This window comes from Synechococcus sp. Lug-A (genome assembly GCF_024345655.1).
In the GTDB taxonomy this organism is placed as follows: domain Bacteria; phylum Cyanobacteriota; class Cyanobacteriia; order PCC-6307; family Cyanobiaceae; genus MW101C3.
This window is the reverse complement of sequence record NZ_JAGQBN010000020.1, coordinates 1-16,168: the sequence shown is the minus strand read 5'-3', so window position 1 is coordinate 16,168 and position 16,168 is coordinate 1. Positions and strand designations below refer to the sequence as shown.

The 16,168-nt window shown below is 64.8% G+C and carries 13 protein-coding genes and 3 pseudogenes; 3 read left to right on the top strand and 13 right to left on the bottom strand.

The window, feature by feature from the left end; genetic code table 11:
• Window positions 1–48: 48 nt before the first annotated feature.
• Together KBY86_RS13335 and KBY86_RS13330 are read left to right on the top strand one after the other, a co-directional pair.
• Window positions 49–324, top strand: coding sequence for an MSMEG_0570 family nitrogen starvation response protein (locus tag KBY86_RS13335; protein WP_255141469.1), 276 nt, complete (start codon window positions 49–51; stop codon window positions 322–324).
• Entirely contained in the window at window positions 321–833 is a 513-nt protein-coding gene (locus tag KBY86_RS13330; protein WP_255141468.1) for an HPP family protein, read from the top strand. The genes KBY86_RS13335 and KBY86_RS13330 overlap by 4 nt, the downstream gene beginning before the upstream one ends.
• A 161-nt stretch (window positions 834–994) precedes the next feature.
• Here the strand turns inward: KBY86_RS13330 and KBY86_RS13325 are convergent, their stop codons facing one another.
• Both KBY86_RS13325 and KBY86_RS13320 read right to left on the bottom strand, forming a co-directional pair.
• Entirely contained in the window at window positions 995–1,168 is a 174-nt protein-coding gene (locus KBY86_RS13325) for a hypothetical protein (RefSeq protein ID WP_255141509.1), read from the bottom strand.
• A gap of 364 nt (window positions 1,169–1,532) precedes the next feature.
• Window positions 1,533–2,074 (bottom strand): annotated as a pseudogene (locus tag KBY86_RS13320) (transposase); the annotation flags it as partial.
• Window positions 2,075–2,190: 116 nt separating this feature from the next.
• Here KBY86_RS13320 and KBY86_RS13315 point away from each other — a divergent pair.
• Window positions 2,191–2,511, top strand: coding sequence for a hypothetical protein (locus KBY86_RS13315; protein ID WP_255141467.1), 321 nt, complete (start codon window positions 2,191–2,193; stop codon window positions 2,509–2,511).
• A 72-nt stretch (window positions 2,512–2,583) separates the two neighbouring features.
• Here the strand turns inward: KBY86_RS13315 and KBY86_RS13310 are convergent, their stop codons facing one another.
• From KBY86_RS13310 to KBY86_RS13260, 11 genes and pseudogenes are all read right to left on the bottom strand, one after another.
• Complete coding sequence (locus KBY86_RS13310) at window positions 2,584–4,101, bottom strand: metallophosphoesterase (RefSeq protein ID WP_255141465.1); 1,518 nt, start codon at window positions 4,099–4,101, stop codon at window positions 2,584–2,586.
• A pseudogene (locus KBY86_RS13305) lies at window positions 4,098–5,391 on the bottom strand (diacylglycerol kinase family protein). The gene KBY86_RS13310 and the pseudogene KBY86_RS13305 overlap by 4 nt, the downstream one beginning before the upstream one ends.
• Before the next feature lie 691 nt (window positions 5,392–6,082).
• Window positions 6,083–8,131 carry a diacylglycerol kinase family protein gene (locus tag KBY86_RS13300; protein WP_255141464.1) on the bottom strand — a complete coding sequence of 683 codons (2,049 nt, stop codon included), beginning with the start codon at window positions 8,129–8,131 and terminating at the stop codon, window positions 6,083–6,085.
• Between the two features lie 770 nt (window positions 8,132–8,901).
• Window positions 8,902–10,085: pseudogene (locus KBY86_RS13295) on the bottom strand (IS5 family transposase).
• A 93-nt stretch (window positions 10,086–10,178) separates the two neighbouring features.
• Window positions 10,179–10,484, bottom strand: a complete 306-nt coding sequence (locus KBY86_RS13290; protein ID WP_255141463.1) for a hypothetical protein — start codon at window positions 10,482–10,484, stop codon at window positions 10,179–10,181.
• A 145-nt stretch (window positions 10,485–10,629) separates the two neighbouring features.
• Window positions 10,630–11,850 (bottom strand): mechanosensitive ion channel family protein, encoded by a 1,221-nt coding sequence (locus tag KBY86_RS13285; RefSeq protein WP_255141462.1) that lies wholly within the window; start codon window positions 11,848–11,850, stop codon window positions 10,630–10,632.
• 10 nt (window positions 11,851–11,860) lie between these two features.
• Window positions 11,861–13,126 carry an extracellular solute-binding protein gene (locus tag KBY86_RS13280; RefSeq protein WP_255100389.1) on the bottom strand — a complete coding sequence of 422 codons (1,266 nt, stop codon included), beginning with the start codon at window positions 13,124–13,126 and terminating at the stop codon, window positions 11,861–11,863.
• Window positions 13,123–14,040, bottom strand: a complete 918-nt coding sequence (locus KBY86_RS13275; RefSeq protein ID WP_255141461.1) for an oxidoreductase — start codon at window positions 14,038–14,040, stop codon at window positions 13,123–13,125. The genes KBY86_RS13280 and KBY86_RS13275 overlap by 4 nt, the downstream gene beginning before the upstream one ends.
• Window positions 14,041–14,066: 26 nt before the next feature.
• Entirely contained in the window at window positions 14,067–14,885 is an 819-nt protein-coding gene (locus KBY86_RS13270; protein WP_255141460.1) for a methyltransferase domain-containing protein, read from the bottom strand.
• A 9-nt stretch (window positions 14,886–14,894) separates the two neighbouring features.
• Entirely contained in the window at window positions 14,895–15,152 is a 258-nt protein-coding gene (locus tag KBY86_RS13265; RefSeq protein ID WP_255100386.1) for a hypothetical protein, read from the bottom strand.
• 83 nt (window positions 15,153–15,235) lie between these two features.
• Window positions 15,236–16,117: a transglycosylase SLT domain-containing protein gene (locus KBY86_RS13260; RefSeq protein WP_399221581.1), complete on the bottom strand. Its 882-nt coding sequence runs from the start codon at window positions 16,115–16,117 to the stop codon at window positions 15,236–15,238.
• Window positions 16,118–16,168: the final 51 nt, after the last annotated feature.

The window sequence follows — 16,168 nt, the reverse complement described above, 5'->3', positions numbered from 1 at the left end:
TGGCCTGGTTCCGCTTCAGCGTTCACTGTCACCTCTCGCTTTCCTGCCATGCCCGAAGTCTTGCTGCAGCTCGAATGGCCCGATGGCCGCCAGACCACGCTCTATTCGCCCTCGACGGTGATCCTGCAGCACCTCCAGCCCGGTGAGCGGCTGCCGGTGGCGGAGTTGCAGCAGCGCGCCGAGCGTGCGCTGGCTGAGGCGTCCGAGCGGGTGCGGGCCCGCTATGGCTTCGCCTGCACGCGCACCGATGAGGAGCGCAGCAAGTTGCGCCACACCGCCACCGCCTACGCCGCCGACCAGTTCGTTCAGATCAGCGCCCCATGAATGCCTCTTTCTTCGCCAAGTTCCGCGGTGACAGGGCGCCGCTCCCTCCCCGGCCCGCCCGCCGGGCCATCGCCCTGGCCTGGTTGGGCGGCTTCCTGGCGATCGCCGCCGTGGCCCTGCTGCAGCTCGGCCTCAGTGCCCCCTTCGTGCTCGGCTCCTTCGGCGCCACCTGCGTGCTGGCCTTCGGCTACCCCGACGTTCCCTTCTCCCAGCCACGCAACATCGTGCTGGGCCACACGCTCAGCACCGCCGTGGGCCTGCTGTTCCTCAGCCTGTTCGGCCCCCAGTGGTGGGCCATGGCCGCCGCCCTGGCCACCGCGATCGCCCTGATGATGGCCACCGGCACCGTGCACCCCCCGGCCGGCTCCAACCCTGTGATCGTGTTCCTGCTGCAGCCCGGCTGGAGCTTCCTGCTCTTCCCCACCGCCCTGGGCGCCGTGATCGTGACTGTAGTGGCGCTGTTTTATAACAACGCCGTGAGGGCTGGCAGGTATCCGAAGTATTGGTGAGGGGCAACCTTGGCGTCCGATCAAACCATCGGGATGGCGCTGAATCCTCAGGTGTGCTGGGTGCACTTTCCCTAGGAACACGTCTCTCTGTCAGGCCTGCGGATGGTGGTGGGAGTGGTGATTGCTGTGGTGGCCGGGAGCGGGCTCGCCATTGGCCCTGTTCACACAGAAGTGGAGTCAAGCGCTTTCGAGATCGCCTCCAGAAACCGTTCTCCCCAAAGGCTGCTCATCACCCCTGCTGAGAGCACAACGAAGGTGGCAACGGCCAGCTGAAGGGTGCTCGGCTGGGACGCATAGCCCGCTGAGAACGGGACAGAGACAATCAGGGCGCCCATGGCTGCTCCGCCAACGAAGCGGACCGCGATCCCCGAGAGTGGCTGGGAAGTGGGTTTGTCTGCGCTCATCACCAGCTCCAGGGGTGTACCGACAGATTTTAGCCAGATTGATCTTCAAGCTTGATTCGATCGGTGCACGGTTGCCAGCCATGTACCTTCCCGCCTGATGCCAGGGTTCTTCTCTTGAGAGGCGTTGCCGAGCGCCTTTCTGCGCTGCGGTTTCATCCTTCTGGCTTGTGCAGGAATCGATTGGTGTTGGGGCGAATAACCTGATCTTGGCAACAATGAGCGTCATGCCTGCCCCTTTCTGGGCTTGGCACTGCTGGTTGCTCCCTTGGATTCTTCCCTGCCTGAGCCTGCCGCTACTGGGCGGTGGTGGATCGTCGTCACTCCCGTCGATCCGCTCCAGCGAGCTGTGGGAGGCCCAGGCCTGCAGCAGGGTGCCTTCCACCGAGAAGTGCTCGGACCTCAGCAGCGGCTTGACATCTGGAGCAGCCAGCAGCAGCTCCAGAAACTTGGCCATGAGCTCCTCGTTCAGCAGCCGATCACGGTTTTTGGTTTAGACGAAGTTGGCCGGAGGCCATATGTGGTCGGATGCCAGACGGGATCGTCAGGATTGAGGCCAACAAACCAGCGGAGCAGCAGGTTGTCATCGAGCTGCTCGATGAGCATCCGCTCCGATCGAATGCCGTAGATCGCCTGCAGCAACAGGGCCAGCAGCAGTTGCTCAGGAGGTATTGAGGGCCTGCCGCCCTCGGGATACAGCCGGCAGAACGTGGGGTTGAGCCGATCGAGTACCTGATCCGCCAACTGCCGCACCTGCCGCAGGGGATGGCCCTTGGGGATTCTGTCCGCGGTAGAGACGTAGGAGAACAGGGGCCCGGTCCGCTCCTGCTGGCCGCGCATCCGCTCAGTGCCGTTGAGCCATTCTCCCGCGGCTGGGTTGGTTTTTCAGCAGCCTCCTAGGTCCCAGGCGTTGGTGCCGTTGAGGGTGGCATCGGCACGGGTAATCGTGAGCAAGGGTGGGGGTTCAGCCGTTCCGGCACCTTGGCATCCAGCACCACATCATCACCATTCAGCAGACTGCGCTCCACGACCAGCTGCTGGGGTGCGCTACCCGGGTGACCCTGGAGCAGGATCCACTCGTCGATCTGTTCGCTGGCAGTGCAGCGATGCTCCGGGTCGAAGAGCAGGGGCAGGTTGCCTTCGATCACCTCGGCGCGGCGTTGGGAGCGTTGCCCAGGTCGCCCGCCACCGGAGAGGCCACGGCAAGGGCGGGAACGCCAATGATTCGGCACTTGGCCAGCTCGACACTGCCGGTGGCCGCCAAGGCGTTGCAGTGATCACCCGGGGCCGCCGGACCTCCATGCCCCAGCCACCAGGAGCTGGCCCTCGACGACGGGAGCGCCGCCGGTCTACAGCGCGATCCCTGCTCCGCGGTAGGGCCGCCATTTCCCTTCAGCCTTCTCCGCCACCAGCGGCGTGAGCGTGAGCTTCAGCGGGGTGCCGGCCGCCACGTCGACCCTCAGGGCGGAGTAGGTGCGGCGCAGGGCGGAGCCCCGGCCGCTGCGGCCGAGGAACAAGCGAGAGCGTGCCACCACACGCTTGCTGCCCGGTGGACCCTCCAGCAGCTCGGACCCCTCTGGCCGCTGGCGGCGCAGGCTGTGGCCGCTGCCGCCGCAGATGGCCCAGGGGATGTGGGCGTCGCCGTGTCCGGTATCGCCCGTGCTGAGCAACTCCAGGCAATGGGCATGGCCGCTGAAGGCCAGATCGAGCAGGGGGCGGCCGGCGGGAACGTCGCCGAGGGCGGCGGCCACCCGATCCAGCACGCGGCGCAGCTGGGCGCGCACCGCCAGGGTCTGGCCCTGGTCCCACTTGCTGACCTCGGTGACGTACGGGGGATGGTGCAGCACCAGCAGCCGGCCCCGCACCGCCGGGTTGCGCCAGGAGGCGATCAGAGCGTCGGCGAACCAGTCGAGCTGGGCGTCATCCACGGCCCGGGGGCCGCCGCTGAGCTGCTTGTCGATGTCAAGGATCTGTTCATCGAGCTGTTCGGCCTTGGTGGCCCGGTCGTCGCGGGCGTCCTCGTCGCCGCCGAGGGAGAGAAGCAGGGAGGCGCGTTCGGCGTCGAGCCGCTGGCGGCGCTCGCGCAGCTCCACTTCGTCGTCGCCGGCTGGCAGGGGCTGGTTGAAGGTGTTGGAGTCGAGGGCGAACACGTCGACGCCGGCCCAGCGGAAGCTGTAGTAGCGGTGGGGCAGGCGGGTGAACTGGCCGGGACGGTAGAGCAGGCAGCGGGCCCCGTCGACCGTGGCGGTGCGGGTGTGGGCGAGGTGCTCGCCCAGGTCCGCCTCCGGCACGCCGCTGAGCACATCAAGGAAGGCGCGGGCCCACGCCTGGCCCACATAGGAACCGTGCCAACCCACATCCAGATCCAGCCAGGAGCGCAGCAGGCGCCGTGGCGGCGCCGTCAGGCCGGCAAGCAGCCCCAGTGGCAGCGGCAGGTCGTAGTAGTCGTGGTTGCCGAGCACCGGCAGGAACGGCACCCGGAAAACAAGCTCGTCGTAGCGCAGCCGGCGCCAGTCCTCGCCGCCCATGATCCACTCGCGGTAAGGACGGATGAAGTTGTCCGGGTACTGCTCGCTGGAGCCCACCTGGTAGACGACATCACCGGTGTGGAGCAGGAAGCGGGCGTCTGTGCCATGGGCGGGCAGCAGCTCGGCCACCCGCCGCTGGGGGGTGTCGCGACGGTGCAGCCCGGTGCCGCTGTCCCCCAGCACGAGGAAGGAGAAGGCCTCCGCTCCGCCCGGATCTCCTTCGATCGCCAGGCGGCAGGGATCGATGCCACGGCGGGCGATCTCGGGATGGCCCCAGCGCACCCGTTCGGCCATGCGGCCGATCTTGATGGCGATGTCCGCCTCGGAGGCGAGGTTCACGGTGGGGGCAGCGGCGCGAACACGGTGAGGGCGCCGGGCAGGCAGGTGAAGGTCACCGGGTCGGCTTCGAGCATTTCGCCGTCGATCACCAGCCGCTGGGGAGGGTCGGTGGTGATCGTGATGTGGCGGGCCCGCAGACACAGAAGATCGGGGTGGGTGCTGGGCGACTGCACCACGGCGGAGGTGAGCAGGGAGGGGAGGGCGTTGAGGCCCTGCAGGCGGGTGCTGGGCGAGGCGATCGTGCCCTCCAGCAGACCGTCGTCGGGAATCACCCGGCCGAAGCCCTGGGCCATCACAGAGGTAGCGGGAGCCACATTGGCCACGGTGATGGCAGCGGCATCCATTTCGGTGACGGTGCCGTCAATCTCGACGCGGGCCTGGAATGTCTGCTGGCTCACCAGCTGCTGGGCGCCGGCGAGCACGTAGGCAAGCGGGCCGAGCATCGTCTTGAGCTCGCGGGTGGCTCGATCCACCATTCCGGCCGCAAAGCCGACCCCGGCCAGCAGGGTCATCGGCAGGCCGTTGCAGCGGGCGGCGTCCACCATGTGGGTGTGGCCGGCCAGGATCGTCTCGCAGGCGGCCACCATGTCGGTGGGAATTGACAGCGCCGACGCGAAGGCGTTGGCCGTGCCGCGGGGAATGACGCCGATGGGGAATGCCGGTGCCCGCCACCGCTGAGACGGTACCGTCACCGCCGCAGGCCACGATCATCACGTTCCCCACGTCGCTGGGCGGCCGGGCCTGGAGCAGCTCGACCAATTCCCGGCACTGGTTACCCGGATCGGTGCTGGCACTGGTGAGCAGCACCGTCACCAGCAGCTGGGGCTCGAGGATCGAGCGGTTCAGGGCCAGATCGGCGTTGGCATCTCCCTTGCCGGCGACGGGGTTGAACAGCAGGTAGGCCGAGCGGCCATGGGCCAGGCCGCGCAGCGCCAGCTTGGCGGTGGCGGCATTGAGGGCCAGGGGCACGTTGGCCAGATCGCAGGCGCGGATCAGCAACCGGCTGTCGGGCGCTGAGCCCGGAGGTGCCTCCGGATCGAGGAAGGCGATCACCGCCGCTACCTCACCGGCCAGCAGACGGGCGGCCACCTGGATATCGCCTCCTTCGGCGAGCGCCTCGGGCGCTATCACCGGCAGCCGGGCGGTGCGGGGATCGCTGCGGATCCGTCCGGCCAGTTCGGACGTGGCGAGCAACGGAAAACCTGCGATGGCCAGGGCCTGGCGATCGAGCCAATCGAGCAGCGCCTCAAGGCGTGACTCACTTGCCAGCAGCACCAGGGCAAGGCTCATCGATGGTCATTTCAGGGGCATTGTCGTCAATCTTCCGTGCCCCACCCAAAAGCAGCACCTGCTGAGGCGCTTTGTGAGCAGGCTAATCGAGCAACCGCGCTGGAGCGGCGGGGCGCACTGAAGGAGGCATCGCGTTGTTCGCATGGATGAGGCTCCTGCCCCAGGGCTGATGGATCGTTAATGGGAGGAGTTATAAGTGCTGCGCCTTCACGGGGTACGGCATCCGAGGGAGATGAGCGAGACGGAGATCAACTCCTTGGAAGCCGTTCAAGGTCGATGATACTGCCGTCGCGGCCAGTATGAGAACAAAAAATGACGAGGCCTACACCTATGAGGATATAGCCACCTGACGCCCTTCTGAGATCGTGCTTTTCCACCCTGCTTACGGCTTGAGCAAGAACGACTACACGAGGGCATGTGAGCTGAAATCTGATGGCAACGACAATCAATTCCAAGTGGCTTAAGCGAGGATGCCAGATACAAGCGCAGCTAGCACAGCACCTTCTCCCTCAATAGCTGTTAGAAGAAGTCAGTCCACAAAGGTAATTGCATGTCATAGAAGAGTTCCCAATTCAAAAATTGGCGGCTGATTTCTGCCTGAGAGCACTAGTTCTAGCCCACTCTTCGAGATTGCATACTCCAGATTTGTAGGGGGGAATTGCCGTTTGCCCCCACAGGATACCTGCTTTGATTAGGGGGTTTTGAATCCAGATTCAGCTACCATTTGCCGCTTCTGACGCTTTGATGCCTGGCGAATATCCTGCAGGCGCAGCAGCACAATGCAAACCATCAGCCACAAGAACCCGCTCACTATCCCCGCTAAGACATCAAAGGGCCATTGAATCCCCAGATATAAGCGGCTAAACCCAATGGCACCCACCCAAAGGATAGCACCGACATAAAACCATCGGGCCATTTTGGGAAACCGAAGAGCCAGTAGGTAGGCGATCAGACCGTACAACACGGCGCCCTGTAAATAGTTGCCCTGGAACAATAGAGCTAGCTCTTCGTCTGTTAGCGAGGGGGGGTGAATGGATGGCTGAGAATACTCCAGCAGCAGGTCTAGTTCATAGTTAATTATCCGAACTCCAATAAAGGCCGTGATGCCCATGAGTAGTTTCCAGTAGTCGCGCTGCCACCAAAGCAGACCTAAAATTATCAGGAAAATCGGTACCGTGATTTCCGGATTGCCAAAACGGGTGATGACAAGCATCGCCTGATTCCCCGATGGGGTGGCGAACTGCTGAAAAAACTGCAAGATGTTAACTTCCAGGGCTTGGGTTCGAGCCGGCATCCATACGTTCGCCATCCATTTCACCAGCCAGAAGGCGAGGGGAAGACCGATGAGCCCACTTAGTCCCAGGGCGGCAATTAAGGTTGAAACGCTAGGGAAGACCCTCTGTACCCAGAAGCCTGCCACCTTTTCAACTGAGCTGGGTCGATGTTTGGCCGGAGCCACTACGGTCAAGGCTGAAGGCAAACAAGACACCTCCAGGGGGGTACTGCCCACCATTTCCCCATCCACCACGATGGGCTCTGGATAGGTTGTCTTTAATGTCAATCGGTCAGTTCTAAAGTGATATAGATTGGGCAGATCCGCTTTGGTCTTGACCAGTGCTGAACCGTACAGATTAATGAAGTCGCGGGTGGCTTGCAGTTTACTTCTGATGGTAGGTTGCTGGGCCTCCTGTTTGGTAATAATGGTAATATCGAGCAAGCCATCGTCAAAAATAACTTCTCCCACTCCCTGGGCCAATACCGATGTCGGCGGGGCAGCGTTGGCAATGGTTACGGCATAAGCCTCGAATTGATGCACCTGCCCCTCAATCTCAAACTCAGCGTTAAACAGGGCCTGTTCGCCCAGTTGCTCCCACCCGGCAATCAGGTAGGCCAGTACCCCCCACTGGTTCTTAAGTTCGCGGGTAGCTTTTCCAACAGTACCGGCCTCCAGCCCTATCCCAGCCAGTAGCGTCATCAAGTGATGGTTACAGTAAGCTGCATCGAAGCGGCGAGTGGTGCCCGCTAAAATCAATTGACAGGCCCCCGCGACTGTGGTCGGAATGCCCATGGCTACCGATAGGGCATTGGCAGTTCCTCTCGGAATCACCCCAAGAGGAATTCCCGTGCTCAACATCTGACCGGCAACAAGAGAAACCGTACCATCGCCACCGGAAGCAATAATCAGGTCGGGCTGGGCCGCAACCGCCTGCTGGGCCAGTTGGTCGGCATCGACCTCCCGGCTGGTGAAATGAATATGCAAGTGCATCCAGGGGGAAAGGATCTGGCGAATTTGTAATAAGTCCTGGGTTGAGTCACGCTGACCGGCGACCGGGTTAAATATAAGATGGGCCACCCGAGTCTGCAAAAAGGAATTGAGCACCGGGTGGGCTGTGGGCAGGTTAAAGGCAAAGGGAACGTTATGCTCACTGCAAAGGCGAGATAGCTCTGCCACATCAGGTTCAGATGGAGTTTGCAGACTCGGGTCAATGAGAAAAATAACCGCTAATACGTTGCCTGATGCCACCTCAGCTTTCAACTGGTTAAGCTCGGTAGCATGAATGGGGGCGTGAGTCAGTCGATGCAAGCGATGGGCAACGGCAGCAGACGTTTTTAATCGATAGTGCTGAAGAATGTCGGCACGCTCACTAATCAATTTGACTAGGTCGGAAATCTGGCTGTCGTGGGCCAGCAGCCATACCGTGGCTGACAGTGTGTTATTGCTCGCCTCTAAGTCGAGCATCGATCTATTATTCATTGAATTAGTATAATTCCTCATTATGTAGGGGCTATGGCTGGAGGGTCAGTCTGTTTCCTTGCTTGAATTAAAGTATCATAGCTTTCCGTAGGAGAGCTATGAGCATTCCAGATTCCTACTCATTTCTACTCAATCGGGGCTTCCAAGGTTTTGACGGTCTTGGACAGCAAAAGCGACAGCCCCAGGCACAGCAGGCAGAGCCTCAGGGCCACCAACAGGGTGGTCTCCATCGTCTGGCCGGCGGCGGTTTGTAGAATGCCCTCCAGGGGGTTAGCAGACCTAGGGGGGCATCGCCCACCGCACTGATCAGCAGCCCCGACGGAGCAAGTTACGGTGCGGAAACTGGGGTCGCCGCTTCACCAGCAGCAGCACTGCCAGCTGGGCCAGGGTGAAGGGTATGACCGCGATCGTTGTCTGCACTGAGTTGAGCCCCACCACCGTCGGAATATACTGAATCAGGTGGAACTGCAACCCCACGGTGATCAGGGTGTGCCGGTGCCAACGGGTGCATTGAGCAGGTTCCAGTAGTCGAAGGAGAGATGGAGCTGCTCTCTCAGCGACCTGAGCGTGGCGTGCTCCCGCCTAGGAGGCTGCTGAAATTGCCGCCCAAACGAGCGCTGCTGCCCTGCTATCGCTCCCACGGGCGATGGTCGGCGCGATTGGAGGAGTTCGATCGGCCGATCGGGTGATTCCTGCTGGCATCTGTCCCTCTCGCGGAGCATTGAATCGACACCGATCGCCCCTTGCCGCCCGTTTCATGCCATCGCCTCCCTTGTGCTGAGCAGGTTGGCCAGGCGGATCAGGTTGTAGGCCACCACATGCAACCGGAACACCGCCCCCACCCGAGATCGACCTCTGGCCTTGAGCTGCCGCAGGCCGGCGGCCTGTTACTCCTTCTCTACGAGAAGGCTCCGCCTACGGAGAAGCCTTGCGGCTAGATCCAGCCAAACACCTGCTCGATTCGCTTTCTGGCGTTGATCGACTTGCTGTAGCCCTGATGCCGAACGGTGCGGCCGTCGATGGCGGAGCGGCGGCGGGCCTGAATGATCTGGGCCACATGGGGCTTGATCCTTGCAAAGCGGATGCCGGCCACGAAATCCCGGGTGTCGTAGCCCTTATCGGCGGCCAGTGTTTTCTGGTGCGCCCCAGGGAGTGAACGCGCCATCTGCAGTGCTGCCGCCCGCTCCCCATAACCGTCCGCTGGGGTCACCTCACTGGCCACCACCAGGCCATGGCGGTTCTCCATGAGGCAGTGGCCCAGGTAGCTCAGAAAAGCCCCAACACCAGGAGCCTTCTTGAACAGCCGGGCCTCTCCGTCGCTGCTGGAACGGTGTGTCTGGTTGGAGAGCAGCAGACTGCGGAAGTCTCCTTTGGCCCTCTTCTTGTTCTTGGCAGGAGCTGATGCGAACCCCTTGCCGCCACTGGGCGGTGGTGGATCGTCGTCACTCCCGTCGATCCGCTCCAAGGAGCTGTGGGAGGCCCAGGCTCGCAGCAAGGTGCCATCCACCGAGAAGTGCTCAGAACTCAGCAGCGGCTTGACCTCTGGAGCAGCCAGCAGCAGCTCCAGAAACTTGGCCATGAGCTCCTCGCTGAGCAGCCGATCACGGTATTTAGTGAATGTGGTCGGATGCCACACCGGATCGTCAGGATTGAGGCCAACACACCAGCGGAACAGCAGGTTGTCATCGAGCTGCTCGATGAGCATCCGCTCCGATCGAATGCTGTAGATCGCCTGCAGCAACAGGGCCAGCAGCAGTTGCTCAGGAGGTATTGAGGGCCTGCCGCCCTCGGGATACAGCCGGCAGAACGTGGGGTTGATCCGATCGAGTACCTGATCCGCCAACTGCCGCACCTGCCGCAGGGGATGGCCCTTGGGGATTCTGTCCTCGGTAGAGACGTAGGAGAACAGGGGGCGGGTCCTCTCCTGCTGGCCGCGCATCCGCTCAGTGCCGTTGCGTCATTCTCCCGCGGCTGGATGGGATTTTCAGCAGCCTCTTAGGCGACCGTGCGTGGCGCGGCCAACGGCATCTGTTCAAGCCTCGACGCTCACCTCCGGCCATAGCGCCTGGATCTCCTCGGCCTGATGGTGGGCGGCGAATCGCTCCCACACAATCCCGTTGACATCCGTCTCCATGGAGAACGCGGTGGCTGTTGGGTCTTCCCAGCCCAGATGGCGCAGCGATCCTGGCGGAAAGGCGGGATCATGCCGCACAGAGAGATTCAGCGACTCTGTTCGCCACAGCGCATATTCCCCTTGAACGATTGCGCATGGCGGAACACCCAAGCGTTTGGAATAGTCCTCAATGGAGGATTCGATGTTGTCAGTTGAGAGCGCCATGTGAAGCCTTCTCATCCCGTTCCTGCTGAAGGATCGCCATCCCCATGCTGCAGGATGCACTTACCTGGAGCCAGTCTTCGCTTGCAGGCTTGCCAAGCGATGGGCGGTGGCGTGGGCCAGGCTTCAGCGCCCAGCCACCCCTGCTTCACGCCTGATGCACCACCTGCTGTGGGTAGGGCATCTCGATGCCTTCCTCGGCAAAGCGCTTCCACACGGCGATGCTCACTTCGCTTTTGATGCTGCCGTTGTTCATCGGATCTTCGATCCAGTAGCGCAGGCCGTAGTGGATGCCGGAATCGCCATAGCTGAGCAGCAGCGCTTTGGGTGGTGGCTGGCTGAGCACGCGAGGCGATTGGCGGGCCACCTCCTCCAGCAAAGGGATCACCTGGGCGGGGTCGTGGCGGTAGGCGGCTGACACATCCACCTGGCTGCGGCGCAGGCGGTCGGTGCCGGTGTAGGTGACGGTGGTGGTGGTGAAGAAGTCCTGGTTGGGGATCACCAGCTCGGCATTGTCGCGGTCGCGCCAGAGCACGGCCGCCCGCAGGCCGAGGCTGCGCACCTCGCAGGGATCGCCATCGATGAACAGGATCTCACCGGGCCGCACCGATCCTTCGAACAGCAGCCACAGGCCGCTGATGAAGTTGGAGAACACCTCCTTGATGCCGAAGCCGATGCCCACCGACAGCCCCCCGGCGATGGCGGCGATCGCGTTGGTGTTGAGGCCCACCCGGTGCATCAGCCAAAGCACGCCGACACCGATGAGCAGATAACGCAGCACCAGCGTGGTGGCTTCGCGGGTGCCGTCGCTGAAATGCAGCAGCCCCTGCAGCAAGCGCGCCAGCCAGCTCACCGGGTAGGCGGAGATCGCCACCAGGAAATAGGGAATCGTGAGCAGCAGAAACAGATTGCCGGTGGTGATCGTGTCACCGAACACCGGCAATAAGGGGATGTCGGCCACATCCTCGAGCGAATCGAGCTGGTTCACCAGCGATCCCGCCACCAGCAGCACGTACAACGGCCGAACCAGCTGGTTGAACAGACGATCCACCCCGCGGATCGGGAAGCGCAGCACTAGCGCTTCGTGCAGGAAGGCCAGGAACAGCCAGATCGCATACATGCGCATGAAGTAGAGCGCCAGGCCGGCCGGCTGCCCCAGCCACTCCAGCAGCGCCGCATTCAGCCGCAGCGCCAGCAGCAACCCCACAGTTCCCACCAGCGCCAGCCGGCGGCCCCCCTGGCGCAGCCGTGGCCGCACAACCAGTTGAAAGAACGCCAGCAGCGCACCGGCGCTCAGGCATTGCACCAACACCACCGGCCGGCTCAGGTAGCCCAGCCAGCCGGTGAATTCAAACAACAGGCTGTTCATCGGCCGCCCTTCACGGTGCCAGCGCCGCAGCAGGGCGATGGGAGAGCAGCATGGCGGTGGCCTCGGCCGGCGTGAGCTCTCCTTGCACCGTGCGCTGCAGCACGAAATCAATCGCCCGGCCGGCCGCCACGGTCTGCTCCGGGTTGCTGAAGTTCAGCATGTGGGAGTTCTCCAGGCTCGTGGCCAGGGCCGCCAGGCGATGGGAACTCTTGGTGGGAACCAGCACATCGGGGTTCACCGGCAGCGTGCCGGGGGCGGAGAGCATCATCTCCCGCTGGTTCACCTTGTTGAGGCTGAACAACACAAAGGCCTCTGCCAATTTCCGTTGACGGCCCGTGGAATGGCGCCCGAAACTCCACACCCGCAAGGCGGTGATCGGTTTCGCCGGACGGCCCTCCGCCCCCGGCAGCACCGACATGCCCAGGTTCTGGCCCAGCTTGCGGCTGAGCGGCTCCAGCCAGTTGCCGTTGCAGCTGATCCAGTCCCGGTCGCCTCGCTCCAGCTGGCCCACCAGATCGGCGTCGTCTTCCGAGAAGGACACATTGCTCTGCAGGTTGGTGGCGGCCAGCCAGGTCAGCCACTCCTCCAGTTGCCTGCGGTCGTCTGCTGACACCAGCACAGGCGTGGAGGTTGTCTTGCTCGGCGGGTGCTCCACCAGCTGCAACAGAGTGTCGTCAGCCTCGAAGCTGCTGGCGGTCCACAGCAGGTCGGCGAGCTGCAGCGGCAGGCCCACCTGCAGCCCCTTGGCGCTGAGTTCCAGCAGCTCTGTGAGTGTGGTGGGTGGATCGCTGACGCGGCGGCGATCGAAGCAGGCCACCTGGGGCTTGGCCAGCAGCGGAATGGCCAGGTAGCGGTTGCCGATCAGGAAGTCGTTGCGGAAGCGGGGCGCCAGGCGGTTGAACTGCACGGGGTTCAACGCCACTGCTTCGGTGAGCCCCCTCTCGTGCAGCCGCAGCGCCGTGACCACCGGGCTCACCACCAGATCGGGCCCCAGGCCGCGCGACTGGCGAAAGGCCATGGCCTCCACGATCCGATCGGCCGCAAAGTGGTTGACGTGGATGTCGACGTTGGGGTTGAGCTTGCGGAAGCCGTCGATCAGCAATTGCGACTGGCTGGTGGTGCCTTCGTTCTGGGCGGGGTTGCCGATCGAGCCCCCGGCCTTCTCCACGTAGATGTACAGCGGCTCACGGCCCAGCAGGTTCGCCATGCCGCCCTCACAGCCGCTCAGCGCCAGCAGCACCGCCACCGCGGCGCCGATCCGCCCCCAGCGCTTCATCGGCCGATCCCTGTGAGCGTTTCGCTCACCTCCCACAGCTGCCGCCGTTGGGCGGCATCAAGCGCCGCCGGTGCGATCCGCACCTGGGTGGGCCAGCCGCGCATACCGCCCCATTGATCCGGACCGTAGTGCTCACCGCCCCTGGCGCTGGGCGCGGTGGCGGCATGGAGCTGGGGCAGGGCGCCCATCGCCGCGCTCTGGAACAGGGGATCCATCAGCCGGTAGCTGAGCGCTTCCAGCTTCGAGCCATTGGCGGCCACCGAGGCGGGCTGCAGGTTGGTGCGCGCCAGGCCGGGATGGGCCGCCAGCGAGGCCACGCCGCTGCCGTCGGCGGCCAGCAGCTCCTGCAGCTCGAGCGCGAACATCACATTGGCCAGCTTGCTCTGGCTGTAGGCCGCCCAGCGGTCGTAGCGCTGCTCCGCCGCCAGGTCGTCAAAGGCGATGCGGCCGAAATACTGGGCACCCGAGGTGACCGTCACCACCCGCGCGTCGCTGCGGCCCCGCAGCAGCGGCAGCAGCAGCAGGGTGAGGGCGAAGTGGCCCAGGTGGTTGGTGCCGAACTGCAGCTCGAAGCCATCGCGGGTGAGCGTGCGCGGCGGCGCCATCACGCCGGCGTTGTTGAGCAGCAGATCCAGCCGGCCGTACTGGTCGGCCAGCCAGTGGCTGGCGCGGCGGATGCTCTGCAGATCAGCCAGATCCAGCTCCAGCACCTCCAGCCCGCCGCCGCCCCGCACGCTGGCGATCAGCTCGCTGCGGGCCGCCTCGCCCTTCCGCCGGCTGCGGCAGGCCAGCACCACGGTGGCGCCATGGGCCGCCAACGCCCGGGCCGATTCCAGCCCCAGGCCACTGTTGGCTCCGGTGATCAAAGCGATCCGACCGCTCTGGTCGGGGATGGCGTCAGCGGTCCAGGGCATGGGGGGAGCTGCTGGGCGGCGGGCATTCACGCGTTCCACTGTGTCGCCTGGAGCTCCAGCACGGTGGGCGCCACCCACAGCGCGCCACTCTGCCGGTGGGCGGCATTGATCTCGGCGGCCACCAGCGCCTCCTCCTCGGTGCTCCAGCGGCCCTGGCGGATCAGCTCCTGCCCGTAGATGACCACGAAGCGCTCCAGCCAGCGCGCCACCGCATCGCCTGGCCGCCCCACCAGGGCCAGCGGTTGCAAGGCGTCGATCTGAAAGCCGCGCGCCGCCAGCAGTGCCGGCAGCCGCCGGTTCACATCCGGATCACCGCCGGCCGCCTCGAAGCTGGCGTAGGCGGCCTCGGCGAAACGGGCCACGGCCGCTCCGTTCGGGTACAGCCCGAAGCTGCGCCAGTGCACGTATTCATGCAGTACCACCCGTCCGCCAGCGGCCATGCAGCGGGACAGCCCGTCCAGCAGCGGCTCCAGCGTGGGCAGGAACATCGCCACCCAGCGGCACCAGGCCAGCTGGAAGCCCTCCGCCGGCAGTGGATCACAGCTGAGGTTGTGGGCGCGCAGCTCAAGTTGCGGCAGCCCGGCGGCCTGGGCCGCGGCGCGGGCCACCTCCAGATACGTGGGGCTCAGCTCCAGGCCGAGCACCCGCCCGCCGGGCCCCACCAGCCGCGCCAGCTCCAGGCTGGAGAAGCCTGGCCCGGCGCCCAGATCCAGCACCGCCTGACCCGGCTGCAGCCCGGCGCGCTGCCAGGCGGCACGGGCGGAAGGCAGCCACAGCGTGTGCTGCAGCCGCAACCGCTCGATCTCCGCGTCGGAGCTGCCGAGCACGTAGCGGTCGGGGGCCATCGCCGCGGCTCAGTCCTCCGGGAACAGCAGGCTGGCCAGTTCGTCGGGGTCCACGTCGTAGACGCGGGCGAGGCTGGTTTCGATCGCGGAGGTCACCTCGCCGGAGAGAAAGCGCATGGCGTTGAGGGCGTCCTCGGCGATGTCGTCGGTGAGCAGGGTTTCTTCGCCGCCCAGCTTTTCGTCGTTGATCACCGCCATCACCCAGCTCTGGTAGGCGTACACGAGGTCGGAGAACTCAAGCTCCGGGTCATTGAGATCCAGGGCCATGGAGGTGTCGGGCGCAGTCGTGAGCAGTTTGGCCCCCGGCGGTGACGCCTCGCCCGATTCGCTGGTCGGCGTCGCGACCCGGCTCAGTAGCCGGAGGAGCCCGGCGGCGGTGCGCTGGCCGGCTGGCGCCGCAGGTGAGCCGCCACCGCGACCGGCTGGTTCTGGGCATAGCCCACCGGCAGCCACAGGTCGCCGGCGGCGGCGGCGTAGTGGATTTCCCAGTGGTAGAGGCCGATCAGGGCGCGGGGGTCCTCCTGGATCAACGACGCGTAGGCCAGCACGGCGCGGCCGTAGTTGTCGCTGTTGTTGTAGCCCCACAGGCCCTTGCGGATGTCCTTGAGGCCACCGCGTCGCACCAGGTAGCGGGCGGCGGCCTGGATGGCATCGTGGGGATCGCGGATGTTGCCCTTGCCCACACCGGGCTGGGCCCAGGTGGTGGGCAGGAACTGCATCGGCCCCTGGGCGTTCGCCACCGACACACCATCGATGCGCCCCATGCCGCTCTCCACCAGGTTCACGGCCGCCAGCACCTCCCAGTCGATGCCGGTGGCCTGCTCGGCCTGCTTGTAGGAGCGCACCAGCTGCTCCAGCGGCGGTGGCGGCAGGATGCGCCAGCTGGGCAGGCTGGTGGGCCGCCGGTCGCTGCGGTGCATGGCCAGGAAGGAGCGCCGCGCCAGCAGGTGCCGGTCGTAGACACTGAGCCAGCGGGGCGGCAGCGAACGGCGCACCTCGGCGGCGAGCGGTTGCCGGTGCGCCAGCACCCGGTAGATCACCTGCTGCTGATGGCCGAGGGCCGGCAGCGCCTCTGCGGGGGTGGCTTCGGCGCGCAGGGCCTCCTCCACCGCCGCAAGCAGCGCGGCCAGCTGCCGCGGATCCGCCGGCACCAATGGGTAGTGGCGCCCGTCGGCGTGGGTGGGCAGGGCCGGATCGGTGGGCAGCTGCGGCAGGCGCGGCCCCACCGCCAGGCTGTCTGCCGCTGCGGGGTCCGGCGGGGTGGCTGGCGTGCTGGCCGGGTC

Coding starts and splice junctions, on each gene's coding strand:
- KBY86_RS13335 (WP_255141469.1), top strand. CDS start 49: ATGCCCGAAGTCTTGCTGCAGCTCGAATGGCCCGATGGCCGCCAGACC.
- KBY86_RS13330 (WP_255141468.1), top strand. CDS start 321: ATGAATGCCTCTTTCTTCGCCAAGTTCCGCGGTGACAGGGCGCCGCTC.
- KBY86_RS13325 (WP_255141509.1), bottom strand. CDS start 1,168: ATGGGCGCCCTGATTGTCTCTGTCCCGTTCTCAGCGGGCTATGCGTCC.
- KBY86_RS13300 (WP_255141464.1), bottom strand. CDS start 8,131: ATGCTCGACTTAGAGGCGAGCAATAACACACTGTCAGCCACGGTATGG.
- KBY86_RS13290 (WP_255141463.1), bottom strand. CDS start 10,484: ATGGCGCTCTCAACTGACAACATCGAATCCTCCATTGAGGACTATTCC.
- KBY86_RS13285 (WP_255141462.1), bottom strand. CDS start 11,850: ATGAACAGCCTGTTGTTTGAATTCACCGGCTGGCTGGGCTACCTGAGC.
- KBY86_RS13280 (WP_255100389.1), bottom strand. CDS start 13,126: ATGAAGCGCTGGGGGCGGATCGGCGCCGCGGTGGCGGTGCTGCTGGCG.
- KBY86_RS13275 (WP_255141461.1), bottom strand. CDS start 14,040: ATGCCCTGGACCGCTGACGCCATCCCCGACCAGAGCGGTCGGATCGCT.
- KBY86_RS13270 (WP_255141460.1), bottom strand. CDS start 14,885: ATGGCCCCCGACCGCTACGTGCTCGGCAGCTCCGACGCGGAGATCGAG.
- KBY86_RS13265 (WP_255100386.1), bottom strand. CDS start 15,152: ATGGCCCTGGATCTCAATGACCCGGAGCTTGAGTTCTCCGACCTCGTG.